Genomic DNA, 14,374 nt, shown 5'->3' with positions numbered 1-14,374 from the left:
GGTCCTACGCGGCCTTTTCCTTGGCCTTGCGCGGCAGATGCGCGACAATGTTTTCGATGATGCGCATGCCGGCATTGTGACCGAGCGTCATGATCGATTCCGGATGGAACTGCACCGCCGCGATCGGCTCCTTGCGGTGCTCGAAAGCCATGATGATGCCGTCCTCGGTCTCGGCGGTCACCACGAAACCGTCGGGCAGGCGCACCGGGTCGGCGAAAATCGAGTGATAGCGGCCGACGGTCACTTCCTTGGGCAGGCCTGAGAAGATGATGCCGGGCTTCGAAACGCGGATGCGCGATGGCTTGCCATGCATGGGGATGTGCAACTGCCTGAGCTCGCCGCCATAGGCCTCGGCCAATGCCTGCAGGCCGAGACAGACGCCGAAGATCGGCAGGTCGCGGCTGCGCGCTCGTCTGATGGTGGCGGCGCAGTCGAAATCCTTCGGCGTTCCCGGTCCGGGCGACAGCACGACGAGGTCCGGCTTCAACCGCTCGAAGACCTCCTCCGGCACCGGCGAGCGAACCGTGGAAACGTTGGCGCCGGTCTGGCGGAAGTAGTTGGCCAAGGTGTGGACGAAACTGTCCTCATGGTCGACCAGCAGGATGTTGACGCCGTCGCCGACGCGCGCGGTGGTGCGCTCGGTTCCGGTGGCGTTGCCGGTCTTGGCGTCGCGGATGGCGGAGAGCATGGCGGATGCCTTCAGTTCGGTTTCGGCTTCTTCTTCCTCGGGAATGCTGTCGAAAAGCAGTGTGGCGCCGGCGCGGACCTCGGCGATGCCGTCCTTGATGCGGATGGTGCGCAAGGTCAGCCCGGTGTTCATGTCGCCGTTGAAATTGACCATGCCGACCGCCCCGCCATACCAGGCGCGCGGGCTCTTCTCGTTCTGCTCGATGAAGCGCATGGCCCACAGTTTCGGCGCGCCGGTGACGGTGACCGCCCAGGCATGCGAGAGAAACGCGTCGAAGGCGTCCATGCCTTCGCGCAGCCGCCCCTCGATATGGTCGACGGTGTGGATCAGGCGCGAATACATCTCGATCTGGCGACGGCCGATGACGCGCACGGAGCCCGGCTCGCAGACGCGCGACTTGTCGTTGCGGTCGACATCCGAGCACATGGTGAGCTCGGACTCGTCCTTCTTCGAGTTGAGCAGCTTCAGGATCTGCTCGCTGTCGGAAATGGCGTCGTCGCCGCGTTTGATGGTGCCGGAGATCGGGCAGGTCTCGACGCGGCGGCCGTTGACGCGCACGAACATCTCCGGCGAGGCACCGATCAGATATTCGTTCTCGCCGAGATTGATGAAGAAGGAATAGGGCGAGGGGTTGATCGATTTCAGCTTGCGCGAGATGTCGGAAGGCTGGGTCTCGCAGCGCTCGTAAAACATCTGTCCAGGCACGACCTCGAACAGGTCGCCGCGCTTGAAGCTCTCCATCGCCCGGCGCACCAGGTTGGCGTATTCGCCCGGCTCATGGTCGCCGCGCGGCGGGATGCGGTCGGCGGTCTTGAACGGCTCGGCATGGGCATCGCGGGCCAAGCCCTCGGTCGAAAAACCGTCGCCGGAATAGTCGTAGCGGTCGGTCCAGGCCTTGGTCGAATAATGGTCGACGACGAGGATCTCGTCGGGCAGGAACAGCACCAGGTCGCGCTGGCTCTCCTTGCGCTCGAGCTTGTAGTCGACAGGATCGAACTGGAAAGCTAGGTCGTAGCCGAAGGCGCCGTAAAGGCCGAGATTGGCGTCCTCGGCGGTCTTGAACAGCGCGGTGATGGCGCGCAGCACCGTGAACACGGACGGTACGCGGCTGCGCTCCTCCTCGGTGAAGACACGGCCGGGCTTTGCCACATCGAGGCGGATGAGCGTCTTCGAGGTCTCGACGATCATCACTTCACTGAGCTCGCCAAGCGCCTTGCCGATCACCGGCAGCAACACTTCGCCGCGTTTGTTGAGTGCTTCGATGCGCATGGTGCGTCCCCGCGCGGAAATCACCAGCGGCGGATCGATGATGGCGGTATCCCAGCGCGTGTAGCGGCCCGGATATTCGTAGTTGGAGGAAAACACCGCGCCGCGGCGCGAATTCAGGCCGTCGACATAGGCATCGATCGCGCCTTCATAGGGCCGCTCGTGCCGCTCGCGGGTGATCGTCACGCCGCCCGCGGTGATGAAGCGCTCGGCCCCGTTGTCCAGAACTTTAGTCGTCATTGCCGTCTCCATCAGCGTCTTGGGCAACGGACCCGGGAATGGCGTTAAAAAACAAATGGCCGCCCGGATATTCCGCTGCGGCCACCCTCTTTTTCACGCGCACACGCACGAACAGGCCGCTGTCAGCGAGCCCACCACCAAATGGTCTTGTTCGAACGCATGTTCATGGCGACTCCCATAGCGGCGAATGGAGGTCCATGCAACTGGATTTCACGGCGATGGTGAAAGCCGCTACGCCTCAGTCTTCCAGCGTGCCGGAGCGTGCATCGGTGCTCCTGGCGTCGCCGGCGAGCTTCAGAAGATCCTCGCCGGCGCGGATGATGCGGCGCGCGCGGCGGGTCAGGATGAAGCCCGACTGAGGGGCGAACACTTCCGTGCGGCCGCCGGCCTCGCCGGGCGCGTGGACGATCGTCGCCAGCCTTTCGCCTTTCTTGACGCGGTCGCCGGGTTTGACCTCGTAAAGGATCGCGCCGGCCCTGGGCGAAGGCATCATGTCGATGTTTTCCAGCGGTACGACCGGTCCGGAAAATTTCTCGAATTTCGGCACTGATGAGTCCTGGACGACGCCGCGCGTCACAAGCAGTCGGTAAAGTCCCGCGGCATCGGCCGCGGCGAAGGCGGCGTCGACATTGAGCATGCCGCGATATTCGACCGTGGTGACGGCGCGGCGATCGAAGCGCGCGACGCTCGCCGGCACGTTCTGGTAGGGCATGATCGAGGCGCCTTCGAAGGTGCCGGCATCGTCCTCGCTCCACAGCAGGACGGCTTCGGCGCCCATGGCCGCCGCGCAATCGGCCATATGCGGCCACAGGCTGGTGTGGATGTAGAGATAGGCCAGCCCTTCGTCGTCGCAGTGGAGGTCAAGCACGATGTCGTTGCCGAGCGAGAGCTGGACGAGCCGGTTCTTCAGCCGGCGATCGGCGCCGCCGAGGCTGACATCCGGCAGAAGCCTGGCGTCGGGCGCGGCAAGCAGCGGAAAGGAGCGATTGAAGTTGGTGCGGGTGCCGAGATTGAAGCGGCCCTGGTGCTCGCCGAAATGATATTGCGCGCGGCCGATCGGGTTGGCCCAGGGTACGATGGTGATCGGACCCTTGATGCGGCCCTCGGCCTCCGCCTTGGCCAGCATCGGCATCACCGCGTCGATGGCGACGACGCCCGGCAGCTCGCCGGCATGCAGTGCCGCCTGCAGATAGGCGGAGGGAGCCGCCTTGTCCTTGCCCTCGAAGCGCAAGACCGGAAATTCGTAGGTGACACCCTCGCTGTCGCCGGCGATGCGTTCGATCGTCTTCTGCATGGGATATCTCCGCGTGAGGAGGTTTCAGCCATGCATTGTTGCGATCGGGCTGTCGAGTGGTCCAGCCTCGCCGGGCTATCGGGGCAGGGCGGCTACGGCGAAGACGCCGAGCCTAACCGCTGCGCCTTTTCCGGAATTGCTCTACTCCAGCGGCTTCAGCTCCTGGGCGATGGTCGGCAGCAGCTCCGAGACATTGGGGTGGATGTGCATGGCGCGCGCCAGCGTCGAGATCGGCGCCTTGGCGTACATGAGGTCGAGCACGCAGTGGATCGCCTCGTCGCCGCCCGGGCCGAGCACGGAGCAGCCGAGGATTTCACCGGTGTCGGCATCGGCCAGGATCTTCATGAAGCCTTGCGTCTCGCCCTTCTCGACCGCGCGGCCGACACGCGTCATCGGCCGCTGTCCGACCAGCGCGCGGCGGCCTGATTTCTTCACGGCGGCTTCCGTCATGCCGCAGCGCCCGAGCGGCGGATCGATATAGAGCGCATAGGCTTCGATGCGGTCGCTCACCTTGCGCGGATCGTTGTCGAGCAGGTTGGCGGCGACGATCTCGAAGTCGTTGTAGGAGGTGTGGGTGAAGGCGCCCTTGCCGTTGCAGTCGCCCATCGCCCAGATGCCCGGCACATTGGTGCGCAACTGGTCGTCGACGACGATATAGCCGCGCTGGTCGACCGCGACGCCGGCCTTGTCGAGGCCGAGATCGTCGGTGTTGGGCTTGCGCCCCAGCGCCAGCAGCACATGCGAGCCGACCGCCGGCGGCTTGCCGGCGGCGAAGGTGACGGCGATCCCATTGCCTTGCCTGGCAAAGGCGATGTCGTCCGCGCCGACATGGACGGCGATGCCTTCGTTTTCGAGTATCGATTGGATGGCGGCGGAGGTGTCCTCATCCTCGCGGCCGGTCAGCCGCGGCGCCTTCTCGATCACCGTGACTTCTGAGCCGAAGCGGCGGAACATCTGCGCGAATTCGAGCGAGATATAGCTGCCGCCGACGACGATCAGATGGCTGGGCAGCACATCGAGATCCATCATCGAGGAATTGGTGAGATAGGGTATGTCGTTGACGCCGGGCAGATTGGGCACCGAGGCGCGGCCGCCGGTATTGAGGAAGATCTTTGGCGCGGTGAGCAGCTCATCGCCGACGCGCACCGTGTCGGCGGTGACGAAACGGGCATGGCCGCGATAAAGCGTGCAGCCCTTCATTTCGGCGATCCATTTTTCGAGATTGCCGCGGGCGTCGTTGGTGACCTTGTCCTTGCGCGCCTTGATGCGTTTGTAGTCCACGCCGACGGGGCCTGAGAGAGCGACACCGTAGTCGGCGGCGCGGCGGGCGAGATGCGCGGCATAGGCGCTCGCCACCATCGCCTTGGTCGGCATGCAGCCGGTGTTGACGCAGGTGCCGCCGATGAACTTGCGCTCAATCAGCGCAATCTTCATGCCGGCGGCCTCAAGCCGGCCGACCAGTGGCGGTCCGGCCTGGCCTGCGCCGATGACGATGGCGTCGAAGCTCTTTGCGCTCATGCGACCGCCGCCACGATGAGCAGCCCGCCGATGATGGCCACCGCATCCTCGATGAAGGCGGCGGGCTGATCCTTGCCGAATGCGGCGGCCAGCCGGCCGCGGACCTCGGCGCCGCCCAGCGTGCCGATCACCGCGCCGATCGCGCCGGCGACCAGGCCGCCGATGGTGGCGCCGGCGGTCACGCCGATGACCGCGCCACAGAAGGCGCCGACGACGATGCGGGTGCCGAACTGCGGCGGCACCTTGCGGCTCGGCGTCGACGGCAGCTGGTCGGCGATCAGCTCGACGATGGCCAGGATGGTGAAGATGCCGACGGCGATCCAGTGGCCCATGAAGCTCGCCCAGGTGCCTGTTACCGGCAGCCAGCCGAGATAGGAACCCCAGGCGACGGCGGCGGGCGCGGTCATGGCGCGCAGGCCGGCAATGACGCCTATCAGCAATGCAAGAATGTAAAGCATGATCGACCCCCTCAAACCGAGACCGTCGGCCTCGCAACGGCAGGCTAGCACAAGCCAGGCGTTTGGCTACGGGGCTTTTGTCAGACGATCGATTATGCTTTGGCAGCAGACGAAAACCTGGAGGGCCACCATGACGACAAGCGAACGCATAAAGATGGCGGCGGGCGAATGGTACACCTGCATCGACGATGAGCTCGAGGCGTTGCGCATCACCGCGCGCGATGCGGTGTTCGAGCACAACAGCCTGCCGCCCCGGCAGCGCGGTGATATCGCCCCGGCCCTGCAGGCGCTGCTCGGCGGCGCGGGCGAGGGGGCGCGCATCGAGGCGCCGTTCCACTGCGCCTATGGCTTCAACCTGTTCCTCGGCGACGGCGTCTTCCTCAATGCCGGCTGCACCATCCTCGACACCGCGCCGGTGCGCATCGGCAGGGGGACGATGCTGGGGCCCAATGTGCAGATCTACTGCGCGGAGCATCATCGCGAAGCTGCTGGCCGGCTGGCCGGGCTGGAGATCGCAAAAGCCGTAACGATCGGCGACAATGCCTGGATCGGTGGCAGCGCGGTGATCCTCGCTGGCGCCAGCATAGGCGAGGGCGCCATCGTCGGCGCGGGCGCGGTGGTGACCCGCGACGTAACGGCCAACGCGACCGTCGTCGGCAACCCGGCACGGGCCGTTACAAAAGGCTGAGTCCGTCTGACGCCTTGGTGCTTCTGGAAAACTCGCGCCGGTACTGCCTCGGCGAGGTCCTGAGCCGCGCGGCGAAATGCTGGCGCAGCGAGGTGGCGCTGCCGAAGCCGGCTTCGAAGGCCACGATGTCCATCGATTTGTCCGTATGCTCCAGCAGCCTTTGCGCAAGTGCTACGCGTTGGTCGGCGAGCCAGTCGCCGAAACTGGTGCCTATCGACTTCTGGAAGCGGCGTGTGAAGGTGCGGCGGGTGAGGCCGGCCGCATCGGCGACGCTGTCGAGGCTGTGCGGTTCGCCGAGCGTCGCCCGCACCTGGTCGAGAGCGCGCGAGAACCGGTCGGCATTCGGCGTCGGCGCAAGCGGGCGCTCGATGAACTGCGCCTGGCCGCCCTGCCGATGTGGCGAGAGCACGACATGGCGGGCAAGCCGAAGGGCGGCCTCCGCGCCGTAGCGAGCGCGCACGATGTGCAGGCAGCAGTCGAGCCCGGCGGCGACGCCGGCCGAGGTTATTATGTCGCCCTCGTCGACATAGAGCACGTCAGCGTCGATCGCGATGTCAGGATGAAGCTTCTGCAATCGATCGGTATAGGCCCAGTGGGTCGTCGCCTTGCGCCCGGCAAGCAATCCGGCGCCGGCAATTGCGAAGGTGCCGAGGCACAAGCCCACGATCAAAGCGCCACGCCGATGCGCGCGTTGCAGAGCATCCTTGAACGGCGCGGCCAGCGGATCCTCGAGATCCTTCCAGCTCGGGATGATGACGATGTCGGCCTCCTCGAGCGCGGAAAGCCCATGCGGCACGACAATGCTCAGCCCCGCATCGGTATGAATGGGTCTCTCGTCCATCGCACAGACACGGAAGTCGAAGCGCGGCAGGCCAAGGCTGGTTCGATCGGTGCCGAACACCAGGCACGGCACGGAGAGGTGGAACGGGCTGATGCCGTCGAAGGCGACGGCGGCGATGATCGGGTTCTTCATGGCAAGCATCGTTTCGTCGAAAGTTGAATGTCCCAATTTTTTCGAATGATGTCAATCGGGACACTTTCTCGACTCGAACCGTCGGCCTAGCTTAGCGCCCATCAACCCGGTCGAAAGGAAAACCGCCATGTCAGCACCAGCCACCCAGCCGCGCCGCGCGCTTGTCGTCGTCGATGTCCAGAACGACTACAATGGCGGCAACCTCGCCATCCAGCATCCGCCTTTCAACGAGACCGTCGCCAATGTGGCGCGCGCCATGGATGCCGCCGCGGCGGCCGGCATCAAAATCGTCGTCGTCAAGCAGATGGCGCCCGAGACCTCGCCGATCTTCGCCAAGGGCAGTCATGGCGGCGAGTTGCATCCCGAGATCGCCAGGCGCGGCCGCGACCACTATGTCGAAAAGGCACTGCCTTCGGCCTTCACCGGCACGGATCTCGAAGCCTGGCTGCGCGCCAACGCCATCGATACGATCGCGGTTGTCGGCTACATGACCCACAACTGCGATCTGTCGACCATCATCCACGCGGTGCATATGGGCTTTGCCGTCGAGTTCCTCTCGGATGCCAGCGGCTCGGTGCCCTATGCCAACAGCGCCGGCTACGCGTCGGCCGAGGACATACACCGGGTGGTGAGCGTCGTCCTGCAGTCGCGCTTCGCTGCGGTGCTCAAGACCGCCGAGTGGATCGATTGCCTGAAGACCGCGAAGTTGCCCGAGCGCGACACGATCTATGCGTCCAACCAGCGGGCCCTGCAGCGGAACGCAGCGTAACCCGAAGCCTTCAAAACAAGGGCGCCGCCAGATGCGGCGCCTTTTTTTCGCGCCAAATATCCAGCAAGAGCGTGAGCCATTTCACGGACGCCGTTCCGGTATTTTCAGAAAGTCGCCGCGCATGTGAATAAGCGCGGATGGCTCGGGGGCTGGATTGAAGGCGCGCGTTGCACGAACCTTGGTCGTCCTGACCCTCGCTGTCGGCGCGGCGCTGCTGCCGTGGCCCGCCTTCGCGCAAGTACCGCCGCATGCGCCAGGCACGATCTGCTTCACCCAATTCTTCTGGTGCTGGGCGCAACCGCCCGGGCCGGCCGGCTATCCCTGCGGATGCCCGTCGCAATATGGCTTCGTGCAGGGTTATCTGGGCTAGTCGTTGGGGGCGTGATGACGACATTTCACGATCCTCTTGTCTCCGGGTTGCTTGCCGACGCCAAGCTGGTTGCCGGCTACGGCCGCTACGGCGTGTTCAAGGACAGTGCGCTCTTCGCCGCGATCGGCGACGCGGAAAAGCTCAGTGACGCGAGCGCAAGCCACCCCGAGGTCGTCAAACTTCAAACGGTGCTCAACGACTGCTCCAGCACCGTGCCGTTTTCAACCCTGGCTGCGCTGCGCACCGGCTGGTCGCCGGGCGACATGTCGCGCCGGGCCGCGCTCGCGACCTATTTCCTCATCGCCCTGTCGGTGACGATGATGATCGTCATCGGCAAGCTGACCTATGTCTACAACAGGGGCGTCTCGATCAACGCGGAGCTGCAGGAGATCGACAACAACGATTTCAGCGCTCGGTTCGGGCAGTCGATCAGGCAGGTCTGGGCGACCAAGAAACAATTGAGCTCGGCCGCCGCCCAGCAGCGTCGGCGACCGATCTGACGCTTCTGAAGGACGCCTATTACAATTCCGTCGACAACCTGCATTCGCTCGACCAGCGTTTTTCCTCGTTGCTGGTGCGGGCGCAGGGGTTCATGACGCAGGAGGCGCCGTTTCCGCTCTGGGGCATGCAATGGGCCTATTGCAAGCTCTCAGCTTCGCCAGGGAAAGCGGGCGCGCCGCTCGATTTCTCGAACCCCAGGCAGATGGCCATAGACCAGTTCTGCGGCCAGCAAATCGCGCTGGCGCAACAGCAGAGCGGGGCCGGGAGCAGCCAGCCGCTCAAGCAGTCGGACTTCGATTGCAGGAACAACGGCAACACTCAAGGCGGCATGCAAGTCGTCAGTTCTACCGGCATGGTCGAAGACGTGAGCGCGGATTTCGACGAGGCGACACGCGACCTGCAATGCGAAGGCGTCATTACCATCACGCCGAATTCGATTTCGACGCTGACACTGCAGGCCAAGACGCTCAGCGAAGTCCTCAGCCCCTATGCGCTGTGGATCCTGCCCGCGCTTTACGGCGCGCTTGGCGGCATCATGTTCCACATGCGCATGATCCTGAACCCGCTCTTACCCAATCCGCCGCTGTCGCGGCTCATTCATCGCATCGCGCTGGGCGGGCTTGCCGGCATGATCCTCGCCTGGTTCATGGCGCCGGGAACCAAGCTCGGCGGCGAGGTGACCGGCATAGGCTTCAGCCTGTTCACCTTCGCTTTCCTGTTCGGCTTCAGCCTCGATATCTTCTTCGCCATCCTCGACCAGTTCGTCTCGATGTCGGTCGCCGGCATCAAGAAGTTCGGCTCGCCCACGGTGGCGTGAAAGCCGGCGAAGAAAAAAGGCGCCGCGGTGAGGCGGCGCCCTTGGTCTTTCAGCTCGAGCAGCGTCTAGAACAGGCCCTCGATCTGGCCGGTCTCGTTCAAGAAGATCTTCTCCGAGGACGGCGCCTTGGGCAGGCCCGGCATGGTCATGACCTCGCCGCAGATGATGACGACGAAGCCGGCGCCGGCCGAGAGCCTGACCTCGCGCACCGGCACGGTATGGCCGGTCGGCGCGCCGCGCAGGTTCGGGTCGGTCGAGAACGAGTACTGAGTCTTGGCCATGCAGACCGGCAGGTTGCCGTAGCCGGCCTGCTCCCAGGCATGCAGCTGGTCGCGGATCGACTTGTCGGCGATGGCCTCGTCGCCGCGATAGATGCGCTTGACGATGGTGTTGACCTTCTCAAACAGCGGCATCTCGTCCGGATAGAGCGGCGAGAACTGCGAGGCGCCGGATTCTGCGATCTCGACCACCTTCCTGGCGAGGTCCTCGATGCCTGCCGAGCCCTGCGCCCAGTGCTTGCACAGGATGGCCTCGGCGCCCTGCGCCTTGACGAAGTCCTTCATCGCCTGGATCTCGGTTTCGGTGTCGGTGGTGAAGTGGTTGATCGCAACGACGGCAGGCACGCCGAACTGCTTCACATTCTCGATATGGCGGCCGAGATTCAGGCAGCCTTTCTTGACCGCCTCGATGTTTTCCTTGCCGAGGTCTTCCTTCTTGACGCCGCCATTCATCTTCATGGCGCGCACCGTGGCGACGATGACCGCCGCCGACGGCTTCAGCCCCGCCTTGCGACACTTGATGTCGAAGAACTTTTCCGCGCCGAGGTCGGCGCCGAAGCCGGCTTCGGTAACGACATAGTCGGCAAGCTTCAGCGCTGTCGTGGTGGCGACGACCGAGTTGCAGCCATGCGCGATGTTGGCGAACGGGCCGCCATGCACGAAGGCGGGGTTGTTCTCCAGCGTCTGCACGAGGTTGGGCTGCATGGCGTCCTTGAGCAGCACCGCCATGGCGCCGTCGGCCTTGAGGTCGCGGGCATAGACCGGCGACTTGTCGCGGCGATAGGCGACGATGATGTCGCCGAGGCGCTTCTCGAGGTCCTTGAGGTCGGTGGAGAGGCACAGGATCGCCATGACTTCGGAAGCCACGGTGATGTCGAAGCCGGCTTCGCGCGGATAACCGTTGGCGACGCCGCCGAGCGAGCAGATGATCTCGCGCAGCGCCCGATCGTTCATGTCCATAACGCGGCGCCAGGCGACGCGGCGAGTATCGATGCCGAGCTCGTTGCCCCAGTAGATGTGGTTGTCGATCAGCGCGGACAGCAAATTATGCGCGGTGGTGATGGCGTGGAAGTCGCCGGTGAAGTGAAGGTTCATGTCCTCCATCGGCACCACCTGGGCGAGGCCGCCGCCGGCGGCGCCGCCCTTGACGCCGAAATTCGGTCCGAGCGAGGCCTCGCGGATGCAGACGATCGCCTTCTTGCCGATGCGATTGAGGCCATCGCCAAGGCCGACCGTGGTGGTGGTCTTGCCTTCGCCGGCCGGCGTCGGGTTGATGGCGGTGACCAGGATCAGCTTGCCGTCCTTCCTGTCCTTCACCGACTTGATGAACTCGGCCGAGACCTTCGCCTTGTCGTGGCCATAGGGTAAGAGATGCTCGTTCGGGATGCCGATCTTGGCGCCGATCTCCTGGATCGGTTTCTTCCTGGCGGCGCGCGCGATCTCGATGTCGGACTTCACTTCGGCCATGACGGCTTTCCTCTGGATTGGGCGGTGGAAGGGACGGTTTTGATCATTTGTGCATGTTCGAAACGCCGCGCGGGCGCAAGGGCAAGTTCTAACCCTGTCGCGGCCGCGGCGTCAACTTCCATGCAACTAAGTTTCCTGCAAAGAAAAACTGCTGTTCCCGGTCCGAACCTGTTCGGGTCTTCGGCCCCGGTCGCTTGCGGCGTATAGAAGCCAGAGCCAAGACCGTTCCGCCGTCTCAAAACAGCCGCTGAATACGCGAAAAGCGACAGAGGCGACGGCGCAAATCCACCATCGCCGTGTCGCCTCGAAAGGCGCTATTGCGTGAGCACGTTGCTGATCTCGACCATGTTGGAGCGCACGCGCAGGATGTAGAAGCCCATCGTCGTCAGATGCGTCGGCAGGAGCCAACCGTCTTCGCGGCCGTTGGCGATGATGAAGGGCTGGATGCGCAGCGCCGAGACGAACTGCGAATCCATCGTGTCCCAAAGGCTCTGCAGGTGCTTTTCCTTGATCACGTCGTCGAAGTCAGCCTGGGCACCCTTCATCAGGCCGTAATATGCATAGAGCTGACCATAGGCGAACCAGAAGCGGTCGTCGGCGCGGGTATCGAACCAGCCATCATTGTGGTTTTCCGCGCGCTCCTTGAGGATGGCCGAGGTCGATCCGATGTCTGAGGAGATGCGGTCGATATATTGCTTCAGATTGTCGGCACGGGCGTCGAACGTCGCCTGGCAGGTGGCCAGCCGGGCGTTGAAGTTTCGCAGCTTGCGCACCGCGTCGCGATAATAGCTCGGCGTCGGCGTCTTGGGGCCGAACGGGTTCAGGCCGAAATACCAGGTGTATTCATCGAACTGTAGATTGCCGCGCGCATCCTGCAGGTCGGCGTCGATCTGCGATGTCGTACGCACGCGGCCGAGATTGTCGGCAAGCTCGGTCGCGGTGCGCCGCACCGCCTGGTTGATGCCGCGCTGGAAGGAGGCCTTGTTGTCCATCCAGGGCGTGTGGTCCCAATCGATGCCGAACAAGCCGAGCTTGTAGAGGATCATCGAGGAGATCCAGGCATTCTGGTTGACGTTGAAGTCCGTCAAATCGGCGGCAACCTGGGCGATCGCCGAGTTGCCGCATGTCTTGGCCGTATCGGTGCCGCTGCCGGCTGAAACCTGCTCGCCCGCCGACACGTTCCGCTTCTCGAACGTGTAGGTGTCGGGATAGTTCGGGTCGAAATTGTTCCACCACTGCGTGGCGTAGAAGAAATTGGCATAGAGGCCGATCAATACCAGAACGGCAAGGCCGACCACCGCCTTCAGAATCCAGCCGCGCTGGCCGTACCAGCGGCCAACCCACATGAACGGCCACAGGATGAGGCCGATGACGAAGCCGATGCCGCGGCCGATCCATTGAAAAATCCGGGTGAAGAAGTTCACGATCGGGTCGAGCATGGCTGTGGTACCCCTCAGAGCATTTCACCGTTTCAAGGGAAACGGCGATCTGCCCTAACCCTTTGTTTTGCCGCAATTCCGGGCGGAAAACCGCCCACACTTTTCCTGGAATTGCTCTAGATCAGAATAACGTTTCGTTGAAACGTCATCCTGATCTAACTCTTTGTTGGAGCATGATTTCCCCGAAAACCGGTTCCCACTTTTCGGAATCATGCTCTAGTCAGTCAAACCGTAAAGGCGCGCGCGGAACGCCGCCTTGTCCTTCAGATATGTGGTTTTCAAAACGTCCACAACATGGCTTCGCCAGGCGTCGCTGAAGCCGTCATAATCCTTGTAGAAGCCGGGCTTGTTGAAGACGTAGCGCGACACGAAGTCCTGCGGCACGAAATCCGAGATCAGCTGGTTGGTCAGCCAAGCATCGGGATGATCGGGCTTGGCGCGCACGACCAGGAAACGCTGGCGCGGCGACACATCCTCGATCTTGAGATGGCCGAGCTGGGCGATCTCGCGCTTGGCGGCGTTGAGGAACGGGAAATTGCCGTCGCTGGCGATCAGGTCGGCGTGGCCAAGGATCCAGGTCTGCAGCCAGACCTTGTCGACATCGGTCAGATTGCGGTTGGGCTCGGCGTCGCGGATCAGCGCCCGCACGACCATTTCGGCGCGGTGTTCGAGATAACCGGAAGTCTCGATCCAGGAGGCGCGAGGCAGATCGAGACGGCCGGTGGCGGCCAGGAAGCCGAACACCTTGTCGGCGTCGTTGATCGACAGATAGCTCACCTGCCAGGGCCGCGAGCGGCGGAAGCCGGGAGCGGCCGGATCGCTGATCACCGTCGTCATATCGGGGTCGACGAAGACGTAGAGCCCGCCGAAATGGCTGGTCCAGTAGGCGTTGTGGCGGAAGATAACCTGGTCGGGCACCAGCGCGTTCTCGCGGATGTCGCCGCAGACCTTGGCAAGGTCGACCATGCGCTCAAGCATGGCGTCGTCGCGCCAGGCGTCAGGCTCCTGCCTCAGCCGGTCGACGAGCTTGCCGAGCTCAGCCGCCTTGCCGAGCACGTCCTCGGCTGACAACACCTTGAACTCGACCTGGTTGATCGACAGCAGGTCCTCGATATCGTTGACCTTGGGAACAGAGTCCTCGATCTCGCCGTAGATGACGTCCTTGATGGTCAGCGCGTCGATCGCGCGCTGGTTCTTCGACATGAACTCGAACATCAGCTGCGAGGTGTTGGAGAAGGCGGTGTGGACCACCGGCAGGTCGATCTGCGACGGCGTCAGGATGATGAAACGGCGGTTGACCTCATTGGGATCGAGATAGTTGTAGTCGCCGCATTCCTCGGCGATTTCGGGCGAGAAGCCGGTGCGGTCGATCTGGAAGCTCGCAAGCTTGGTCGGCTCGAGGCCGAAGGCGGCAAGCGCCTTGTTGTAACGCTGGATGAGGTGCGGCTCGTCGATGGCGAGCAAGCGGCCGTAGATCAGCTCGTTGTCGCGCAGAAGGTCGGGTTTTTTAATTGCGGTCATCTTCCCTTCTCCCCGTTCACGGGGAGAAGGTGCCCGAAGGGCGGATGAGGGGCAGCGCACTCTTCCCTTCTCCCCTTGTGGGAGAAG

Annotated in this window: 13 protein-coding genes; 5 read left to right on the top strand and 8 right to left on the bottom strand. The window is 63.6% G+C overall.

Annotated features, from left to right (window positions below; all coding sequences use genetic code 11):
* Positions 1-4: 4 nt before the first annotated feature.
* The 4 genes from LB525_RS02295 to LB525_RS02280 all read right to left on the bottom strand — a co-directional run bounded on the left by LB525_RS02295 (position 5) and on the right by LB525_RS02280 (position 5,464).
* Positions 5-2,194 carry an anthranilate synthase gene (locus tag LB525_RS02295; protein WP_224543227.1) on the bottom strand — a complete coding sequence of 730 codons (2,190 nt, stop codon included), beginning with the start codon at positions 2,192-2,194 and terminating at the stop codon, positions 5-7.
* A gap of 238 nt (positions 2,195-2,432) precedes the next feature.
* The gene (locus LB525_RS02290) at positions 2,433-3,488 is read right to left on the bottom strand and encodes a succinylglutamate desuccinylase/aspartoacylase family protein (RefSeq protein ID WP_224543226.1); all 1,056 of its coding nucleotides are present in this window, start codon (positions 3,486-3,488) and stop codon (positions 2,433-2,435) included.
* A 141-nt stretch (positions 3,489-3,629) separates the two neighbouring features.
* The gene (locus LB525_RS02285; protein WP_224543225.1) at positions 3,630-5,006 is read right to left on the bottom strand and encodes an FAD-containing oxidoreductase; all 1,377 of its coding nucleotides are present in this window, start codon (positions 5,004-5,006) and stop codon (positions 3,630-3,632) included.
* Entirely contained in the window at positions 5,003-5,464 is a 462-nt protein-coding gene (locus tag LB525_RS02280; RefSeq protein WP_224543224.1) for a DUF4126 domain-containing protein, read from the bottom strand. Before LB525_RS02280 ends, LB525_RS02285 begins: the two co-directional genes overlap by 4 nt.
* Positions 5,465-5,594: 130 nt before the next feature.
* On the opposite strand from LB525_RS02280, the gene LB525_RS02275 reads away from it, so the two are divergent.
* A complete protein-coding gene (locus tag LB525_RS02275; protein ID WP_224543223.1) occupies positions 5,595-6,152 on the top strand; it encodes a sugar O-acetyltransferase in 558 nt (185 codons plus the stop codon).
* Here LB525_RS02275 and LB525_RS02270 read toward each other — a convergent pair.
* Positions 6,139-7,125, bottom strand: coding sequence for a helix-turn-helix domain-containing protein (locus tag LB525_RS02270; RefSeq protein ID WP_224543222.1), 987 nt, complete (start codon positions 7,123-7,125; stop codon positions 6,139-6,141). The genes LB525_RS02275 and LB525_RS02270 overlap by 14 nt on opposite strands.
* 127 nt (positions 7,126-7,252) lie before the next feature.
* Here LB525_RS02270 and LB525_RS02265 point away from each other — a divergent pair, with 127 nt between their 5' ends.
* From LB525_RS02265 to LB525_RS02250, 4 genes are all read left to right on the top strand, one after another.
* Positions 7,253-7,894, top strand: a complete 642-nt coding sequence (locus LB525_RS02265; RefSeq protein ID WP_224543220.1) for a cysteine hydrolase family protein — start codon at positions 7,253-7,255, stop codon at positions 7,892-7,894.
* A gap of 154 nt (positions 7,895-8,048) precedes the next feature.
* Positions 8,049-8,264, top strand: coding sequence for a hypothetical protein (locus LB525_RS02260; RefSeq protein WP_140838766.1), 216 nt, complete (start codon positions 8,049-8,051; stop codon positions 8,262-8,264).
* A gap of 14 nt (positions 8,265-8,278) precedes the next feature.
* Positions 8,279-8,764 carry a hypothetical protein gene (locus tag LB525_RS02255; protein ID WP_224543219.1) on the top strand — a complete coding sequence of 162 codons (486 nt, stop codon included), beginning with the start codon at positions 8,279-8,281 and terminating at the stop codon, positions 8,762-8,764.
* Positions 8,765-8,856: 92 nt separating this feature from the next.
* Positions 8,857-9,582, top strand: coding sequence for a hypothetical protein (locus LB525_RS02250; RefSeq protein WP_224543218.1), 726 nt, complete (start codon positions 8,857-8,859; stop codon positions 9,580-9,582).
* Between the two features lie 65 nt (positions 9,583-9,647).
* Here LB525_RS02250 and LB525_RS02245 read toward each other — a convergent pair whose 3' ends face one another.
* The 3 genes from LB525_RS02245 to LB525_RS02235 all read right to left on the bottom strand — a co-directional run bounded on the left by LB525_RS02245 (position 9,648) and on the right by LB525_RS02235 (position 14,287).
* A complete protein-coding gene (locus LB525_RS02245; RefSeq protein ID WP_095766469.1) occupies positions 9,648-11,327 on the bottom strand; it encodes a formate--tetrahydrofolate ligase in 1,680 nt (559 codons plus the stop codon).
* A 314-nt stretch (positions 11,328-11,641) separates the two neighbouring features.
* Complete coding sequence (locus LB525_RS02240) at positions 11,642-12,766, bottom strand: DUF2333 family protein (RefSeq protein ID WP_224543216.1); 1,125 nt, start codon at positions 12,764-12,766, stop codon at positions 11,642-11,644.
* A 216-nt stretch (positions 12,767-12,982) separates the two neighbouring features.
* A complete protein-coding gene (locus LB525_RS02235; RefSeq protein ID WP_224543214.1) occupies positions 12,983-14,287 on the bottom strand; it encodes a DUF6638 family protein in 1,305 nt (434 codons plus the stop codon).
* Positions 14,288-14,374: the final 87 nt, after the last annotated feature.

It is taken from the genome of Mesorhizobium sp. CA16 (genome assembly GCF_020165175.1).
Taxonomy (GTDB): Bacteria; Pseudomonadota; Alphaproteobacteria; order Rhizobiales; family Rhizobiaceae; genus Mesorhizobium.
Note: the sequence above shows the minus strand (reverse complement) of the source record. Positions and strands in the feature narration are given on the sequence as shown.

Bases quoted from the DNA above. Each gene is read 5' to 3' on its own strand.
- LB525_RS02295 (WP_224543227.1), bottom strand. From the start codon at position 2,194: ATGACGACTAAAGTTCTGGACAACGGGGCCGAGCGCTTCATCACCGCG.
- LB525_RS02290 (WP_224543226.1), bottom strand. From the start codon at position 3,488: ATGCAGAAGACGATCGAACGCATCGCCGGCGACAGCGAGGGTGTCACC.
- LB525_RS02285 (WP_224543225.1), bottom strand. From the start codon at position 5,006: ATGAGCGCAAAGAGCTTCGACGCCATCGTCATCGGCGCAGGCCAGGCC.
- LB525_RS02280 (WP_224543224.1), bottom strand. From the start codon at position 5,464: ATGCTTTACATTCTTGCATTGCTGATAGGCGTCATTGCCGGCCTGCGC.
- LB525_RS02275 (WP_224543223.1), top strand. From the start codon at position 5,595: ATGACGACAAGCGAACGCATAAAGATGGCGGCGGGCGAATGGTACACC.
- LB525_RS02270 (WP_224543222.1), bottom strand. From the start codon at position 7,125: ATGAAGAACCCGATCATCGCCGCCGTCGCCTTCGACGGCATCAGCCCG.
- LB525_RS02265 (WP_224543220.1), top strand. From the start codon at position 7,253: ATGTCAGCACCAGCCACCCAGCCGCGCCGCGCGCTTGTCGTCGTCGAT.
- LB525_RS02255 (WP_224543219.1), top strand. From the start codon at position 8,279: ATGACGACATTTCACGATCCTCTTGTCTCCGGGTTGCTTGCCGACGCC.
- LB525_RS02250 (WP_224543218.1), top strand. From the start codon at position 8,857: ATGACGCAGGAGGCGCCGTTTCCGCTCTGGGGCATGCAATGGGCCTAT.
- LB525_RS02245 (WP_095766469.1), bottom strand. From the start codon at position 11,327: ATGGCCGAAGTGAAGTCCGACATCGAGATCGCGCGCGCCGCCAGGAAG.
- LB525_RS02240 (WP_224543216.1), bottom strand. From the start codon at position 12,766: ATGCTCGACCCGATCGTGAACTTCTTCACCCGGATTTTTCAATGGATC.
- LB525_RS02235 (WP_224543214.1), bottom strand. From the start codon at position 14,287: ATGACCGCAATTAAAAAACCCGACCTTCTGCGCGACAACGAGCTGATC.